Genomic DNA, 15,777 nt, shown 5'->3' on the forward strand with positions numbered 1-15,777 from the left:
CCCCCCCCCCCCCCCCCCCCCCCCCCCCCCCCCCCCCCCCCCCCCCCCCCCCCCCCCCCCCCCCCCCCCCCGCTCCTGCAATACCTGCAATAAAAGTGTCAGCGCAGTGCAGCGATCGCATCCACCGACTGGCGAATCAGTTCCGGGCCCTTGTAGATAAAGCCCGAGTACAACTGCACCAGGCTGGCACCCGCAGCGATTTTCTCGGCTGCATGCTTGCCTTCGGTGATGCCACCCACGGCGATGATCGGCAGGCGCCCTGCCAGTTCGGCCGCCAGCACCTTGACGATATGGGTACTCTTGTCACGCACCGGCGCGCCCGACAGACCGCCCGCCTCGTCACCATGGGCGAGCCCTTCGACGCCAACACGGCTGAGGGTGGTGTTGGTGGCGATCACTGCGTCCATGCCCGAATCCACCAGGGCCTGGGCGACCAGCACGGTTTCTTCATCGCTCATGTCCGGAGCAATCTTGATCGCCAACGGCACGCGCTTGCCGTGGCGCACGGCCAGGTCTTCCTGGCGCTGGCGCAGGGCTTCGAGCAGTTGCTTGAGGGAATCACCAAACTGCAGGCTGCGCAGGCCCGGGGTATTCGGCGAGCTGACGTTGACGGTGACGTAGCTGGCATGGGCGTAGACCTTGTCCAGGCAGATCAGGTAGTCATCCACCGCACGTTCAACCGGGGTGTCGAAGTTCTTGCCGATATTGATCCCGAGAATGCCGGTGTACTTCGCCGCCTGCACCCGGGACAGCAGGTGATCAACCCCCAGGTTGTTGAAGCCCATGCGGTTGATGATCGCCTCGGCTTCCGGCAAGCGGAAGATGCGTGGCTTGGGGTTTCCCGGTTGTGGCCGTGGGGTCACGGTGCCGATTTCGACAAAACCGAAACCCAACTGTGCGAAGCCGTCGATGGCCGCGCCGTTCTTGTCCAGGCCGGCAGCCAGGCCGACCGGGTTGGGGAAGTCCAGCCCCATCACCGACACCGGCATTTTTGCCGGCGCCTTGCATACCAGGCCATTGAGCCCCAGTCGGCCACCGGCGCCGATCAGGTCCAGGGACAGATCGTGGGAGGTTTCCGGGGAGAGTTTGAACAACAGCTGGCGGGCCAGGGTATACATGGGCGGGCTAGACTCGGGTGGCGGTAAAAGGTGGCGGCGATTATAGCCGGGGTGGCCGTGTACACGCGAGGCATGCCGTCCAATCATCAATAACGCTGCGCGACCAGTGCCTCATAACGCGCCCAGATTTTCTGCGCATAGCGCATGCGCAAGGCCTCACGCTGCGGCCCCGGGCCTGCGCCCACATTGTAGGAACCCACCGCCGTCCAGTTGTAGCCGAAACGCTGGACGAACTCGGCAAGAATCGAAGCGCCCACCTCCACCGACAGGCAAGGCTCGCTCAACAAGCGCTCCTCGGTAATGCCCTGCTTGAGCAGGCGCGGCAAGTGAATGCTGTTGATCTGCATCAAGCCGATGTCACGCGTGCCGTTGCGGTTGGCGTGGTTTACCGCTTGCGTGCGATAACCCGACTCCACGGCAGCGATGGCCTGTAGCAGCTCGGGCTCAAGGTCATAGCGGCTGGCAGCTTCGTTCCAGCAGTTGGCCAGCGCTTGATTGCCGCCCAGGCACGCCACCAGCAACAGTTTTTTGCTCCAGGTACTAGCCATTGCTGGCTTGCCCACAGGCGGAACACACACCCCGCGTCTCAGCCTGCACCGGGCAGGTAAAGCGATAACCCCGGCCGTAGATCGTCTTGATAAACCCCTTGTCGGTCTTCAAGTGCTTGCGCAACGCGTAAATGCACCGCGTCAGCGACTCCTCGGCCACTTCGCCCCGAGGCCACGCCTGCTCCAGCAAACGGTCCTTGGTCATCAGCGCGCCACCGGAGCCCAATAATAGACGCAGAACCTGGCCCTCCTTGGGAGGCAACTGAATATCCGCGCCCACTCCCGTCAACCGCCCATCGCCGTGCAAGGTCCAGCGATCAAACACGAGGGACGTCGACACTCCATCACTTGCGACGGCCATGCACACCTCTGTATTCGACTTTCGACATTGAAACCCTCATTGCCACTACTGGCTGCCCAATCAACGCCATGACTATAAAAACCTGTTCCGCAACCCACGCCAGGACAAAGCCGATTTACCCGTCGATTTTCGGAAGTACCCAGTAAGAAAATTCTCCACCCACGCCAAGGCTCACCACTGCTCATTCATTTGCCCGCCAATACATCGAACGAATTCAGGGGGGCGCTGGCTCGTTCGCCTGCTGGGGTACGTCCAACTCCGCCACCCATTGCTTGATCAACTTGACCTGCGCCGGTGTGCCCCTGACCAGCAAACTGTTGATGTCGGGATAGGCAATGACGGCGAACCCCTTGTCGGCCAAAAGGTGCTTGCGGTTACGCACCAGCAAGGTCTCGATCATGGAGTTCATCCCCGGCACCGTAGGTTCATCTGCACCGGCCCCGGACTTACGGTCCGCCACAAAGTGATGGAGCACTGCCACCACCCCAAACGCCTGCTCGGGCACCTTTGCAGGCTGGCGATCCATCAATTGCGCCAACCGCAGCACGCGGTCGACATAGCTCGGCGGCCCGGACACATAGAACATGCGCTGCCCGCTCTCACGCAGAGGGAAGCGGGACTCTTCCAGCCCTGTCCCTTGCATGAGGCTGCGTAGCCTGCCGACGGATATATGCCGGAGCACGACCGCCGAACGTCTGATTTCGGCGGCCTCGTAGAGGTACAGCGCTTGTCGGTCACGGTGCCAGATCAGCCCCTCCTGCCTGGCCAGCGCCTCCAACACCTGCTCGGGCGCAGCAAAATCGAACGATCCACTGACACGCTTGCGATCCACCTGCCGGCTGACCACAACCGCAACCCCAAGAGGCCCGGACAACGCGTTGAGTACGCTGCCCAGGCTTGCATCCTGCGCCTGATAGACCTCGCCCCAGGCCGCCGCGCAACCGAGCAGCAACACAGCACACAACACACACCGGCATAGCCAGTGACAGGTCAACGTTGCGGCGGAATCGGCGTGCAAAGTGGGTTTACCTCGGCGGTCCGGCGTAGAGAAGCGGCCATACTGAAAGGCAAGCGGCGCTCAATCTTGATGAAAAGCTGATGACATTGCGTGGCATGTGCCTTGCTACACACTTGGCATCAGGGCCTGCGCCACCGTCGGAGCAGGCCTACGGACAAAGGCGTCGTTACCCTTCAATGGCTCATAGCGCCATCCGAGGGAACGACGCTTTTTTTTGAGAGAAAAGGTAGGTGTTGATGAACGATTCGGTCGGCAACAGCCCGGTGAATAATCCACTGGCGTGGGTCAACGGCAGTGACGCCCCGGAAAAGAGCAGCCTGGACCTGGGTTTCATGGCGCTGACCGATTGCGCATCGCTGGTGGTCGCCGCCACCCAGGGTTTCGCCCAACCCTACGGGCTGACACTGAACCTCAAGCGCCAGTCCTCCTGGGCCAACCTGCGCGACAAACTGGTCAGCGGTGAGCTGGACGCCGCCCATAGCCTGTACGGGCTGATCTACGCCGTACACCTGGGTATCGGCGGTGTAGCGCCCACCGAGATGGCGGTGCTGATGGGGCTCAATCAAAACGGCCAGAGCATCAACCTGTCCCACGGTTTGCAACAGCAGGGCGTGACCACTCCCGAGGCACTGGATCGCCACGTGCACCAAAGCCGAACAAAACTGACCTTCGCCCAGACATTTCCCACGGGCACCCACGCCATGTGGCTGTATTACTGGCTGGCGAGCCAGGGCATCCACCCGTTGCAGGACGTGGACAGTGTGGTGGTCCCGCCGCCGCAGATGGTCGCGCACCTGCAGGCCGGGCGCATCGACGGTTTTTGTGTCGGTGAGCCCTGGTGTGCCAGCGCAGTCAAGCAACAACAGGGCTTCACCCTGGCGACCACCCAGGCGATCTGGCCCGACCATCCGGAAAAGGTACTCGGCTGTACCCAGGCGTTTGTCGAACAATACCCCAATACGGCGCGGGTGCTGGTGATGGCCATTCTTGAAGCCAGCCGTTTTATTGAAGAAAGCCAGGAAAACCGTCGCTCTACCGCACAACTGCTCAGCGCCCGCGACTACCTGGATGCCCCGCTCGACTGCATCGAACCCCGACTGCTGGGCAACTATGACGATGGGCTGGGCAACCAGTGGCAAGACCCTCACGCCTTGCGTTTTTTTGCGAGTGGAGAGGTCAACCTGCCCTACCTGTCGGACGGCATGTGGTTCATGACCCAGTTCCGCCGCTGGGGTCTGTTGCGCGAAGACCCGGACTACCTGGGCGTCGCCCGCCATGTCCAGCAACTGGACCTGTACCGTCAGGCCGCCAGCGCGGTGGGCGTTTCAAGCAACCCCCAGGACATGCGCAGCAGCCAACTGATCGACGGCAAGGTCTGGGACGGCAGCAACCCCGCCGCCTACGCGCGCAGCTTCCGCCTGCACGCCATGGCCGACCACGCCAGCCGCCAAGCCTTGCGCTGACAGGAGCACGACTATGTTGCGAATCCTGTTGATCAACGACACACCGCGCAAAGTCGGCCGGCTCCGGGCCGCGCTGATTGAGGCCGGGTTCGAGGTCATTGATGAGTCGGGCCTGACCATCGACCTGCCGGCGCGCGTCGAAACGGTGCGACCGGACGTGATCCTGATCGATACCGAGTCACCCGGGCGCGACGTGATGGAGCAGGTGGTGCTGGTCAGCCGCGACCAGCCACGGCCGATCGTGATGTTTACCGACGAGCACGACCCGAATGTGATGCGCCAGGCGATCAAGTCGGGCGTCAGCGCCTACATTGTCGAAGGCATCCAGGCCCAGCGCCTGCAGCCGATTCTCGACGTGGCCATGGCGCGCTTCGAGAGCGACCAGGCCCTGCGCGCCCAGCTCCAGGCGCGGGACCAGCAACTGGCCGAGCGCAAACGCATCGAGCTGGCCAAGGGCATGCTGATGAAAATGAAGAGCTGCAATGAGGAAGAGGCCTACACCCTGATGCGCCGCCAGGCCATGAGCCGCCAGCAGAAACTGATCCAGGTGGCCGAGCAGATTATCGCCATGAGTGAGCTGCTCGGCTGATTTGGCTCAGCTCTTGCTAAGCATTCATCACAGGTAACCAACGGCGGTTGCCCCTCCACGACAAAGACGTCGCACATCCGGTTTGCCCCCGCAAACCCGGTGGCGGCGTTTTTTCGTTTTGGCCCCAGTGCATGGGGCCGGTGGGGCAGCCTTCGCCGGCTGTTCCATCACCCGGCCTTCTTACAAGACTCCCAACCGTTGAGGTGCGTGATGAAATCAAGCTTCTGGAAATCCGGGCACACCCCGACCCTGTTTGCCGCGTTCCTGTATTTCGACCTGAGTTTCATGGTCTGGTACCTGCTGGGCCCGCTGGCGGTGCAGATCGCCGCCGACCTGCACCTGACCACCCAGCAGCGCGGCCTGGTGGTGGCGACGCCGATCCTGGCGGGCGCCGTCTTGCGCTTCCTGATGGGCATGCTGGCTGACAAGCTGTCGCCCAAAACCGCCGGGCTGATCGGCCAGGTGATCGTGATCACCGCGCTGTTCGGCGCCTGGAAGCTGGGCATCCACAGCTATGAACAAGCCTTGTTGCTGGGCGTGTTCCTGGGCATGGCCGGTGCGTCATTTGCCGTCGCCCTGCCCCTGGCCTCGCAGTGGTACCCGGCCGAACACCAGGGCAAGGCCATGGGCATCGCCGGCGCCGGCAACTCCGGTACCGTATTTGCCGCCTTGCTCGCACCAGTGCTGGCCGCAGCGTTTGGCTGGAGCAATGTGTTTGGCTTCGCGCTGATCCCGCTGGTGCTCACCCTGATCGTCTTCGCCTGGCTGGCGCGCAATGCACCGGAACGCCCGAAGGCCAAATCCATGGCTGACTACTTCAAGGCCCTGGGTGACCGCGACAGCTGGTGGTTCATGTTCTTCTACAGCGTGACGTTTGGCGGTTTCATCGGCCTGGCCAGCGCTCTACCCGGCTACTTCAACGACCAGTACGGCCTGAGCCCGGTCACGGCCGGCTACTACACCGCGGCCTGCGTGTTTGGCGGCAGCCTGATGCGCCCGTTGGGCGGCGCATTGGCTGACCGGTTCGGTGGCATCCGCACCCTGCTCGGCATGTACAGCGTGGCGGCGATCTGCATCGCGGCGGTGGGGTTCAACCTGCCCAGTTCCTACGCGGCATTGGCGCTGTTCGTCTGCACCATGCTCGGCCTCGGCGCAGGCAATGGCGCGGTGTTCCAACTGGTACCGCAGCGCTTTCGCCGTGAGATCGGCGTGATGACCGGCCTGATCGGCATGGCCGGTGGGATCGGCGGTTTTGCCCTGGCGGCCGGCATGGGCGCGATCAAGCAAAGCACCGGCAGTTACCAGATGGCGCTGTGGTTGTTCGCCAGCCTTGGCGTGCTGGCCTGGTTCGGCCTGCACGGGGTGAAACGCCGCTGGAGAACCACTTGGGGTTCGGCCGCCGTGACCGCTGCCCGCGTCTGATGAGCCTGCAACTGAGCGTCGCCCACGCCAGCGCCATCGGCCCACGGGCAGAAAACCAGGACGCCCTGCGCGTGGTCACGCCGGTCGCGGAACTGGCCGCCAGCAAAGGTTACCTGTGTGCATTGGCCGACGGTGTGAGCCAATGCGCCGATGGCGGGTTGGCTGCACGCTCGACCTTGCAGGCCCTGGCCCTGGACTATTACGCCACGCCGCAAACCTGGGGCGTGGCCCAGGCCCTGGAACGCCTGCTGCTCGCACAAAACCGCTGGCTGCAGGCCAATGGCGGTGGCCAGCCGTTGCTGACCACCCTCAGCGCCCTGGTGTTTCGCGGCCAGCGCTTCACCCTGGCGCACGTCGGCGATTGCCGGGTGTATCGCTGGCTGGACGGCGAGCTGCAGCGCATCAGCGAAGACCATGTGTGGGAGCAACCGGGCATGCAGCATGTGCTAAAGCGCGCACTCGGCCTGGATCAGCACCTGGTACTGGATTTTCTCGACGGCGAACTGCGTTCGGGCGAATGCTTTCTGCTGCTCAGCGATGGTGTGTGGGCCACCCTGGGCGACCGCAGCATCAGCACGATCCTGCGTGAACAAACCGACCTCGACCTGGCCGTGAACACGCTGGTCAACGCCGCTCATTTGGCCGGCAGCCAGGACAACGCCAGTGCCCTGCTGGTGCGAATCGACGCACTGGGCGCCGCCACCCTCGGCGATGCCTTGGTGCAGTTGCAGCAATGGCCCTTGCCGCCGCTGCTGAAAGCCGGTCAACGCTTTGAGGGCTGGCAGGTGGAGTGCGTGCTGGCGCAGAGTCGACAGTCGTTGTTGTACCGGGTACGCGATGCCCAGCAGCAACCCTGGCTGCTGAAAACCTTACCGCTCAACCGTGATGACGACAACGATGCCGGCCAGGCCTTGCTCTCGGAAGAGTGGTTTTTGCGACGGGTGGCCGGGCGCGCGTTTCCGGAAGTGCATGCCGCCAGCGGGCGTCAGCACTTGTACTACGTGATGCGCGAATATCCCGGGCAAACCCTGGCTGCGCTGTTCGAGCAGCAAGGCCCGCTGCCCTTGGCGCAATGGCAGTCCATCGCCGAGCGATTGCTGCGTGCCGTGGGCCTGCTGCATCGACGGCAGATCCTGCACCGCGACATCAAACCGGAAAACCTGCTGCTGGGGGACGACGGCGAACTGCGCGTGCTGGATTTCGGCCTGGCTTATTGCCCGGGCCTTTCTGAAGATCGCGCTCACTTGCTGCCTGGCACCCCGAGTTTTATCGCGCCGGAGGCCTTTGCCGGTGACCGTCCTACAGCACAGCAGGATTTGTACAGCGTCGGCGTCACCTTGTATTACCTGCTCACCGGGCATTACCCCTACGGTGAAATCGAGGCTTTCCAACGGCCGCGCTTCACCCAAGCTGTCAGCGCCAGCCGCTACCGCCCGGACCTGCCGGATTGGCTGCCACTCAGCCTGGAACGCGCGGTGGCGGCGCAACCCGCGCAGCGTTATGAAACCGCCGAAGAATGGCTGCTGGTGCTGGAACAGGCAGATCGCCGCGAACTGAGCGTGCAACCCAGGCCACTGCTGGAGCGTGAACCGCTGAAGGTCTGGCAGACCCTGGCTGTGGCGTCGCTGCTGATCAATCTGGTGCTACTGTATTGGTTACTGCACCACTAGGGAGCAAATCCTCACTGCAGTTTTTGCGCAAGCCCCGTAAACCCGGGCACAAGGCAACTTGGCACAACCGCTGCATTAGCTGGAACAACACCCCACATACAGCCGAACCTTCAACGTCGAAGGGTCGAGCTTCCCGAGAGAACGGGACCAGGACAAAGGCGTCCTCGCTAGGTAACTAGCGGGGACGCCTTTTTTTGTTTGCGCGTGATTGGTCGAGCCATTGCGGAGAACGACATGAAAAAACTCAAACTGGTGATGATCGGCAACGGCATGGCCGGGGTTCGCACCCTTGAAGAATTGCTCAAGCTGAGCAGCGACCTGTACGACATCACCGTGTTCGGCGCCGAGCCGCACACCAACTACAACCGCATCCTGTTGTCGCCGGTGCTGGCCGGCGAGCAAACCTTCGAAGAGATCGTGCTCAACGACTTGAGCTGGTACCTGGACAACAACATCAAGCTGCTGCTCAACCGCAAAGTGGTGCAGATCGACCGCGTCAAACGCGTGGTCATCGCCGAAGACGGCACCGAGGCGGAATACGACCGCCTGCTGATCGCCACCGGTTCTACGCCTTTTATCCTGCCAATTCCCGGCAATACGTTGCAGGGTGTGATCGGCTACCGCGACATCGCCGACACCCAAGCCATGATCGACACCGCCAAGACCCACACCCACGCCGTGGTCATCGGCGGTGGCCTGCTGGGCCTGGAGGCCGCCAACGGACTGATGCTGCGCGGCATGCACGTCACCGTGGTGCATATCGGCGAGTGGCTGCTGGAGCGTCAGCTGGACAAGACCAGCGGCCAATTGTTGCAGACCGAGCTGGAAAGCCGTGGCCTGGTGTTTCGGCTGTGCGAGCAGACCCAGGCGCTGCATGACGCGGGCAACGGTCGCGTCGGCTCGGTACAGTTCAAGAACGGCGACATCATCCCCGCCGACCTGGTGGTGATGGCGGCAGGTATCCGGCCCAACACCGAGCTGGCGGAAAAATCCGGCATTCCCTGCAACCGTGGGATTCTGGTCAACGACACCCTGCAAACCTACGACCCGCGCATCTACGCCATCGGCGAGTGCGCCAGCCATCGCGGCATCGCCTATGGCCTGGTGGCGCCGCTGTTCGAGCAGGCCAAGGTCTGCGCCAACCACCTCGCACAGCTGGGCTTTGCCACCTACAAAGGCTCGGTCACCTCGACCAAGTTGAAGGTCACCGGCATCGACCTGTTCTCGGCCGGCGACTTCATGGGCGGCGAAGGCACCGAGACCATCACCCTCTCCGACCCGATTGGCGGCGTGTACAAGAAACTGGTGATCAAGGACGACATCCTGGTCGGCGCCTGCCTGTACGGCGACACCGCCGACGGCGGTTGGTATTTCCGTCAGATCCGTGAGAACCACGCCATCGGCGAGATCCGCGATCACTTGATGTTCGGCGAAAACGCCTTGGGAGATGTCGGCCATCAAGGCCAGGACAAAGCCATGAGCATGGCCGACAACGCCGAGGTCTGCGGTTGTAACGGCGTGTGCAAGGGCACCATCGTCAAGGCGATTCAGGAACAGGGGCTGTTCAGCGTCGACGAGGTGAAAAAACACACCAAGGCTGCCAGCTCCTGCGGCTCCTGTGTCGGCCTGGTCGAGCAGATTTTGATCAACACTGTGGGCGGCGCGGCCGACGTCAAGCCGAAAAGCGAAAAAGCCATCTGCGGCTGCAGCGACCTCAACCACGGGCAGATCCGCCAGGCCATTCGCGACCAGCACCTGCTGACCATCGCCGGCACCATGAGCTACCTGAACTGGCGCACGCCCAACGGCTGCGCCACCTGCCGCCCGGCCTTGAACTACTACCTGATTTCCACCTGGCCCGGCGAAGCCAAGGATGACCCGCAATCGCGCCTGATCAATGAACGGGCTCACGCCAATATCCAGAAAGACGGCACCTATTCCGTGGTCCCACGGATGTGGGGCGGCGTGACCAACCCGTCGGAGTTGCGGCGCATCGCCGATGTGGCCGACAAGTACAACGTGCCGATGGTCAAGGTCACCGGCGGCCAGCGCATCGACCTGCTGGGGATCAAAAAGCAGGACTTGCCTGGCGTGTGGAAAGACCTGGACATGCCGTCCGGCCATGCCTATGGCAAATCCATCCGCACCGTGAAGACCTGCGTCGGCAGCGAGTTCTGCCGCTTCGGCACGCAGAACTCCACGCAACTGGGCATCGAGTTGGAGCATGACCTGTTCAACATGTGGTCGCCGCACAAGGTCAAGTTGGCGGTGTCCGGTTGCCCACGCAATTGCTCGGAAGCAGGCATCAAGGACGTAGGCATTATCGGCGTCGACTCCGGTTGGGAGATGTACATCGGTGGCAACGGCGGCATCAAGACCGAAGTCGCGGAGTTCTTCGTCAAGCTGAAAACCGCCGAAGAAGTGCGCGAGTACAACGGCGCCTTCCTACAGCTGTACCGCGAAGAAGCCTTCTACCTGGAGCGCACCGTGCACTACCTGCAACGGGTGGGCATGGAGCACATCAAGAAGGCGGTGCTGGAAGATCCGGCCCGCCGCCAGGCCCTTAACGAGCGCCTGCAATTCTCGCTGTCGTTCGAGCAGGACCCGTGGAAGGAGCGCCTGGAACAACCGCTGCTGAAGAAGGAGTTCGAGGTTATCCCCGTCAAACAACTGGAGGTGCCGGCATGAACTGGCTGGATATCTGCGCCCTCGATGACATCAACACCCTGGGATCACGCATCATCCACGGGCCCAAGGGTGATATCGCGATTTTTCGTACCAGTGACGATGAAGTCTTCGCACTCGATGACCGTTGCCCGCACAAAGGTGGCCCGCTGTCCCAAGGCCTGATCTACGGCAAGCGCGTGGCCTGCCCGCTGCACAACTGGCAGATCGACCTCGCCTCCGGCGAAGCCCAGGCGCCGGATGTCGGTTGCGCTCACCATCACCCGGCCCGCGTGGAAAACGGCCGCGTGATGCTGGCCCTGCGGGACGCGGTGTGATGAACCGCCAGACCACCGCCTCTACCTGCTGCTACTGCGGCGTAGGTTGCGGCGTGTTGATCGAACATGACGGCGAGCAAATCATTGGCGTGCAAGGCGACCCCGACCACCCGGCGAACTTCGGCAAGCTGTGCAGCAAGGGCTCCAGCCTGCACCTGACCGGTGATTTATCCGCCCGCGCCTTGTACCCCGAGTTGCGCCTGGGCAAAGGCCTGGCGCGCACCCGCACCGATTGGGACACCGCGCTGGAGCACGCGGCCAACGTGTTCGCCCAGACCATCGCCGAACACGGGCCGGACAGTGTGGCGTTCTATATCTCCGGGCAATTGCTCACCGAGGACTACTACAGCTTCAACAAGCTGGCGCGGGCGCTGGTGGGCACCAACAACATCGATAGCAACTCGCGGTTGTGTATGTCTTCGGCGGTGGTCGGCTACAAGCGCAGCCTGGGCGCCGATGCACCGCCGTGTAGCTATGAAGACCTGGAGAGCAGCGACTGCGTGATGATCGTCGGCAGCAACATGGCCTACGCGCACCCGGTGTTGTTCCGACGCCTGGAAGAAGCCAAGGCGCGGCGCCCGCAGATGAAAGTGATGGTGATCGACCCACGTCGCACAGACACCTGCGACTTGGCTGACCTGCACCTGGCGATCCTGCCGGGGACAGACGTCGCGCTGTTCCATGGGATCCTGCACCTGCTGCTGTGGGAAGACTGGATCGACCGTGCGTTTATCCAGGCGCATACCGAGGGGCTGGCCGAGCTGAAACGCCTGGTGCATGACTACACGCCGCAAATGGTCACGCAGCTCTGTGGCATCAGCGTTGAGCAGCTGCGCTTGTGTGCGGAATGGGTCGGCACTTCCAGCAGCTTCCTGTCGTTGTGGTGCATGGGGCTTAACCAGTCCACGGCGGGCAGCGCAAAAAACAGTGCCCTGATCAACCTGCACCTGGCCACCGGCACGATTGGCCGGCCCGGCTGCGGGCCGTTTTCCCTGACCGGCCAGCCGAATGCCATGGGTGGGCGCGAGACGGGCAGTTTGTCGAACCTGTTGCCCGGGCATCGTGAGGCCGCCAACCCTGAACATCGCGAACAAGTCGCGAGGTATTGGGGAATTGATTCGTTGCCGGCGTCTACCGGGTTCACGGCTATCGAGCTGTTCGAGCAGGTCCAAGCCGGCAAGGTCAAGGCACTGTGGATCGCCTGCACCAACCCGGCGCAATCACTGCCAGACCAGAACAGTGTGCGCGAAGCCTTGGCCGCCTGCCCCTTCGTGGTGTTGCAGGAGGCGTTTCGCACCACCGAGACCGCCGCCTACGCCGACCTGCTGTTGCCCGCCGCCAGTTGGGGGGAGAAGGAAGGCACGGTGACCAACTCCGAGCGGCGTATTTCCCACGTGCGCCGTGCCATCGTCCCACCGGGAGAAGCGCGACCGGACTGGGCAATTACCGTGGATTTCGCCCAGCGCCTGGAGCGCCGCCTGCGTCCGGGTTTGAGCAGCCTGTTTGCCTTTGAGCAGCCCGCGCAGATTTTTGATGAATACAAAATGCTGACCCGTGGCCGTGACCTGGACTTGTCGGGCATCAGCCACGCCTTGCTCGATTGTATCGGCCCGCAGCAATGGCCGTTCCCCCAGGGCGCCGAGGGCGGCACCCCACGCCTGTACACCGACGGTGTGTTCCCCACCGACAGCGGGCGGGCGCACTTTGTTGCCGATCCTTACCGCGCCGCGAAAGAGCAGCGTGACGCGCGCTTCCCATTGACGCTGATCACCGGCCGCCTGCGAGACCAGTGGCATGGCATGAGCCGTACCGGCACGGCGGCGCAGTTATTCGGGCATGTCAGCGAAGCGCTGTTGAGCCTGCACCCGGATGAATTGCGCAGGCACCGCTTCAAAGAGGGTGACCTGGTCAACCTAAAAAGTCGTCGCGGCCAGGTGATCGTAGCGGTCAGCAGTGATGACAGCGTGCGCCCGGGGCAGGCATTTTTGCCCATGCACTGGGGTGATCGTTTTCTCAAGGGCGGCGTGAATGCGCTGACCCAGCCGGCGTTTGATCCCCTGTCCAAGCAACCCGAACTCAAGCACAGCGGCGTGCGCCTGGAGGCGGTGCAACTACCGTGGCAGCTGTTTGCGTTGATCGAAGGCGATGTGCAGCAACACTTCGAAGCCCTGCGCCCGCTCTGCGAGGGTTTTGCCTACGTCAGCCTCAGCCTGGCCGGGCGGGAGCGGCCCGCATTGTTGGTGCGCGCAGCCCATACCGAAGCGCCCGACCTGCAACTGTTGACCCGAATCGATGAACTGCTGGGCCTCAACGACGGGCCGGTGATGGCGTACGACGACCCGCGCCGCTCGATCGGCAAGCGCGTGAAGATCGAAAAAGGCCGCATCACCGCCTTGCGTCTGGCCGGCGAAACCTTGGCCCGGCATTGGTTGCAAAGCCTGTGGCTGGAAGGCCGCGCCGACGATCAACTGCGGCGCTGGCTGTTGGCACCGTTGAGCGCGCCTCCGGGTGGGGCGGCGGCAAGCAGCAAGGTGTTGTGCAACTGCAAGAACGTCAGCGAAAACGCCGTGTGTGCCGGTATCGCCCGTGGCCTGAGCCTGGACGGACTCAAGCGGGAACTGGGGTGTGGTACGCAATGCGGCTCCTGTGTACCGGAAATCAAACGTCTTTTGGCCAGCAGCCCGCAGCCAATCGCGATCAGTGTGTAAGGGGAACAACATGAGTGCAAAAGTCTGGTTGGTGGGCGCAGGCCCCGGTGACCCCGAGCTGGTGACCCTCAAGGCGGTGCGCGCCCTGCGTGAGGCCGATGTGGTGCTGATCGATGACCTGGTCAACCCGGCCGTGCTGGAGCACTGTGCCGGTGCGCGGGTGATCACCGTTGGCAAGCGCGGTGGTTGCCGCTCGACCCCGCAGGATTTTATCCATCGCCTGATGCTGCGCTATGCCCGACAAGGCAAGTGCGTGGTGCGGCTTAAAGGGGGTGATCCGTGCATTTTTGGCCGGGGGGGCGAAGAAGCGACCTGGCTGCGTGAACACGGGGTGGAGGTGGAGCTGGTCAACGGCATTACCGCCGGCCTGGCGGGAGCGACGAATTGCGCTGTTCCACTGACCTTGCGCGATGTGAGCCGTGGCGTGACGCTGGTGACGGCGCACACCCAGGATGACAGCCGCCTGAACTGGCGTGCACTCGCAGAAGGCGGCACCACATTGGTGGTGTACATGGGGGTGGCCAAGCTTGAGGAGATTCGCCAGCAATTGCTCGACGGCGGAATGGCCGCCGATATGCCGGTGGCGATGATCGAGAATGCATCACTGCCCCAGCAACGGGAATGCCGTAGCAACCTGTTGCATCTGCATGAAGATGCGCAGGCATTTGCCCTGAAGAGCCCGGCGATCCTGGTGATTGGCCGCGTTGCCGCTTCTGCTCAAGCCGCTTGCGCCGTTGCGGTCGCCAGCGCCTGAGGCAAATTCAAGGCGAAAAAAAGCCCGGCCTAAGCCGGGCTTTTTTCTACCACTCAGTAATTACTGAGCAGCTTGAGCTTCTACCGAGGCTTCTACGCGACGGTTGATAGCACGGCCTGCTTCAGTTGCGTTGTCAGCAACTGGACGGGATTTACCGTAGCCAACCGAGCTAACGCGGTTAGGAGCGATACCGTCTTTGACCAGAACTTGCTTAACAGCGTCAGCACGACGCTGGGACAGCTTCTGGTTGTAAGCGTCTGGACCTACGGAGTCAGTGTGACCTTCAACCACGGTGGTGGTTTGTGGGTACTGCTTCATGAAGTCGGCCAGGTTTTTCACGTCGCCGTAGCTGTTAGGCTTAACAACGGATTTGTCGAAGTCGAACTTAACGTCCAGCTCAACACGAACAACCTGAGCAACTGGAGCTTCTGGCTCTGGAGTTGGCTCTGGAGCTGGTGCTGGGGTAGGAGCTGGAGCAACTGCGCCAGCGTTGCCGCCGAAGTTCACACCCAGGCCAACCAGTGCGGAGTAATCCCACTTGCCGTTGTCCAGGTTGTAGTCAGACTCAACACCAGCACGGGCGAACAGGTTGTTGGTGAAGTAGTACTTCACACCAGCGCCAGCGATAGCCAGGGTCGACTGGTCGCGACCGCTGTGGCCGTCAGCCTGTACATTGGTACGGGATTGGTGACCGAAACCACCTTCTACGTATGGACGCAGGGAATCAACACCGGCCTGACCGAAGTGGTACTGAGCAGTCACGCTGCCAGTGTCACCTTTGATCTTCTGGTTGCCAGTACCGTCGTTCGAACGGGTGTGGTTGGTGGTGTCGTAGTTCAGGTTGATCGACACGTCGTCGGTCAAGAAGTAACCGATGCTTGCGCCAGGGTTGAAGCCGTCTTCGATGTGCTTGACGCTATCGTTGTACTGCTTCTTGTAGAACAGCTGGCCTTCAACTGCGCCTTGGCCTTGTGCCAGAGCGCCGAAAGAAGTGGCAGCAATAAGAGAACCAATGGCAAAGCCCAAGGTGTTTTTCAGTTTCATCCGTTAAATCCCCATCTGGTGATTGTAAAGCAGTCCCACAAACCGGGGGACAACTCGGCGACAAGTCTAACAGAACTTGC

13 protein-coding genes are annotated in these 15,777 nt (G+C 62.4%); 8 read left to right on the top strand and 5 right to left on the bottom strand.

Annotated elements, in window-relative coordinates:
• Positions 1 to 98: 98 nt before the first annotated feature.
• The 4 genes from AC07SU_RS28100 to AC07SU_RS28115 all read right to left on the bottom strand — a co-directional run bounded on the left by AC07SU_RS28100 (position 99) and on the right by AC07SU_RS28115 (position 3,045).
• Positions 99 to 1,118, bottom strand: coding sequence for a quinone-dependent dihydroorotate dehydrogenase (locus tag AC07SU_RS28100; RefSeq protein WP_494998916.1), 1,020 nt, complete (start codon positions 1,116 to 1,118; stop codon positions 99 to 101).
• A gap of 86 nt (positions 1,119 to 1,204) precedes the next feature.
• A complete protein-coding gene (locus AC07SU_RS28105; RefSeq protein ID WP_494998917.1) occupies positions 1,205 to 1,666 on the bottom strand; it encodes a transglycosylase SLT domain-containing protein in 462 nt (153 codons plus the stop codon).
• A complete protein-coding gene (locus AC07SU_RS28110; protein ID WP_494998918.1) occupies positions 1,659 to 2,027 on the bottom strand; it encodes a winged helix-turn-helix domain-containing protein in 369 nt (122 codons plus the stop codon). Before AC07SU_RS28110 ends, AC07SU_RS28105 begins: the two co-directional genes overlap by 8 nt.
• Positions 2,028 to 2,241: 214 nt before the next feature.
• On the bottom strand, positions 2,242 to 3,045 hold the full coding sequence (locus AC07SU_RS28115; RefSeq protein ID WP_494998919.1) for a secretin N-terminal domain-containing protein: 804 nt from the start codon (positions 3,043 to 3,045) through the stop codon (positions 2,242 to 2,244).
• Positions 3,046 to 3,281: 236 nt separating this feature from the next.
• Between AC07SU_RS28115 and AC07SU_RS28120 the strand changes: the two genes are divergently transcribed.
• The 8 genes from AC07SU_RS28120 to cobA all read left to right on the top strand — a co-directional run bounded on the left by AC07SU_RS28120 (position 3,282) and on the right by cobA (position 14,653).
• Positions 3,282 to 4,508 carry a CmpA/NrtA family ABC transporter substrate-binding protein gene (locus AC07SU_RS28120; RefSeq protein ID WP_494998920.1) on the top strand — a complete coding sequence of 409 codons (1,227 nt, stop codon included), beginning with the start codon at positions 3,282 to 3,284 and terminating at the stop codon, positions 4,506 to 4,508.
• Between the two features lie 13 nt (positions 4,509 to 4,521).
• Positions 4,522 to 5,097, top strand: a complete 576-nt coding sequence (locus AC07SU_RS28125) for an ANTAR domain-containing response regulator (protein ID WP_176996329.1) — start codon at positions 4,522 to 4,524, stop codon at positions 5,095 to 5,097.
• A gap of 210 nt (positions 5,098 to 5,307) precedes the next feature.
• On the top strand, positions 5,308 to 6,519 hold the full coding sequence (locus AC07SU_RS28130; protein ID WP_494998921.1) for a nitrate/nitrite transporter: 1,212 nt from the start codon (positions 5,308 to 5,310) through the stop codon (positions 6,517 to 6,519).
• Complete coding sequence (locus AC07SU_RS28135) at positions 6,519 to 8,189, top strand: bifunctional protein-serine/threonine kinase/phosphatase (RefSeq protein WP_494998934.1); 1,671 nt, start codon at positions 6,519 to 6,521, stop codon at positions 8,187 to 8,189. Before AC07SU_RS28130 ends, AC07SU_RS28135 begins: the two co-directional genes overlap by 1 nt.
• A gap of 234 nt (positions 8,190 to 8,423) precedes the next feature.
• Positions 8,424 to 10,877 carry a nitrite reductase large subunit NirB gene (gene nirB / locus AC07SU_RS28140; RefSeq protein WP_494998922.1) on the top strand — a complete coding sequence of 818 codons (2,454 nt, stop codon included), beginning with the start codon at positions 8,424 to 8,426 and terminating at the stop codon, positions 10,875 to 10,877.
• The gene (gene nirD, locus AC07SU_RS28145; protein ID WP_494998923.1) at positions 10,874 to 11,191 is read left to right on the top strand and encodes a nitrite reductase small subunit NirD; all 318 of its coding nucleotides are present in this window, start codon (positions 10,874 to 10,876) and stop codon (positions 11,189 to 11,191) included. The genes nirB and nirD overlap by 4 nt, the downstream gene beginning before the upstream one ends.
• Complete coding sequence (locus AC07SU_RS28150; RefSeq protein ID WP_494998924.1) at positions 11,191 to 13,899, top strand: nitrate reductase; 2,709 nt, start codon at positions 11,191 to 11,193, stop codon at positions 13,897 to 13,899. Before nirD ends, AC07SU_RS28150 begins: the two co-directional genes overlap by 1 nt.
• 10 nt (positions 13,900 to 13,909) lie before the next feature.
• Complete coding sequence (cobA, locus tag AC07SU_RS28155; protein WP_494998925.1) at positions 13,910 to 14,653, top strand: uroporphyrinogen-III C-methyltransferase; 744 nt, start codon at positions 13,910 to 13,912, stop codon at positions 14,651 to 14,653.
• A 60-nt stretch (positions 14,654 to 14,713) separates the two neighbouring features.
• On the opposite strand, the gene AC07SU_RS28160 is transcribed toward cobA, so the two are convergent.
• Complete coding sequence (locus tag AC07SU_RS28160; RefSeq protein ID WP_176996335.1) at positions 14,714 to 15,697, bottom strand: OmpA family protein; 984 nt, start codon at positions 15,695 to 15,697, stop codon at positions 14,714 to 14,716.
• Positions 15,698 to 15,777: the final 80 nt, after the last annotated feature.

This window comes from Pseudomonas sp. GW821-FHT05H12, assembly GCF_059419385.1.

Bases quoted from the DNA above. Each gene is read 5' to 3' on its own strand.
- AC07SU_RS28100 (WP_494998916.1), bottom strand. From the start codon at position 1,118: ATGTATACCCTGGCCCGCCAGCTGTTGTTCAAACTCTCCCCGGAAACC.
- AC07SU_RS28105 (WP_494998917.1), bottom strand. From the start codon at position 1,666: ATGGCTAGTACCTGGAGCAAAAAACTGTTGCTGGTGGCGTGCCTGGGC.
- AC07SU_RS28110 (WP_494998918.1), bottom strand. From the start codon at position 2,027: ATGGCCGTCGCAAGTGATGGAGTGTCGACGTCCCTCGTGTTTGATCGC.
- AC07SU_RS28120 (WP_494998920.1), top strand. From the start codon at position 3,282: ATGAACGATTCGGTCGGCAACAGCCCGGTGAATAATCCACTGGCGTGG.
- AC07SU_RS28125 (WP_176996329.1), top strand. From the start codon at position 4,522: ATGTTGCGAATCCTGTTGATCAACGACACACCGCGCAAAGTCGGCCGG.
- AC07SU_RS28130 (WP_494998921.1), top strand. From the start codon at position 5,308: ATGAAATCAAGCTTCTGGAAATCCGGGCACACCCCGACCCTGTTTGCC.
- AC07SU_RS28135 (WP_494998934.1), top strand. From the start codon at position 6,519: ATGAGCCTGCAACTGAGCGTCGCCCACGCCAGCGCCATCGGCCCACGG.
- nirB (WP_494998922.1), top strand. From the start codon at position 8,424: ATGAAAAAACTCAAACTGGTGATGATCGGCAACGGCATGGCCGGGGTT.
- nirD (WP_494998923.1), top strand. From the start codon at position 10,874: ATGAACTGGCTGGATATCTGCGCCCTCGATGACATCAACACCCTGGGA.
- AC07SU_RS28150 (WP_494998924.1), top strand. From the start codon at position 11,191: ATGAACCGCCAGACCACCGCCTCTACCTGCTGCTACTGCGGCGTAGGT.
- cobA (WP_494998925.1), top strand. From the start codon at position 13,910: ATGAGTGCAAAAGTCTGGTTGGTGGGCGCAGGCCCCGGTGACCCCGAG.
- AC07SU_RS28160 (WP_176996335.1), bottom strand. From the start codon at position 15,697: ATGAAACTGAAAAACACCTTGGGCTTTGCCATTGGTTCTCTTATTGCT.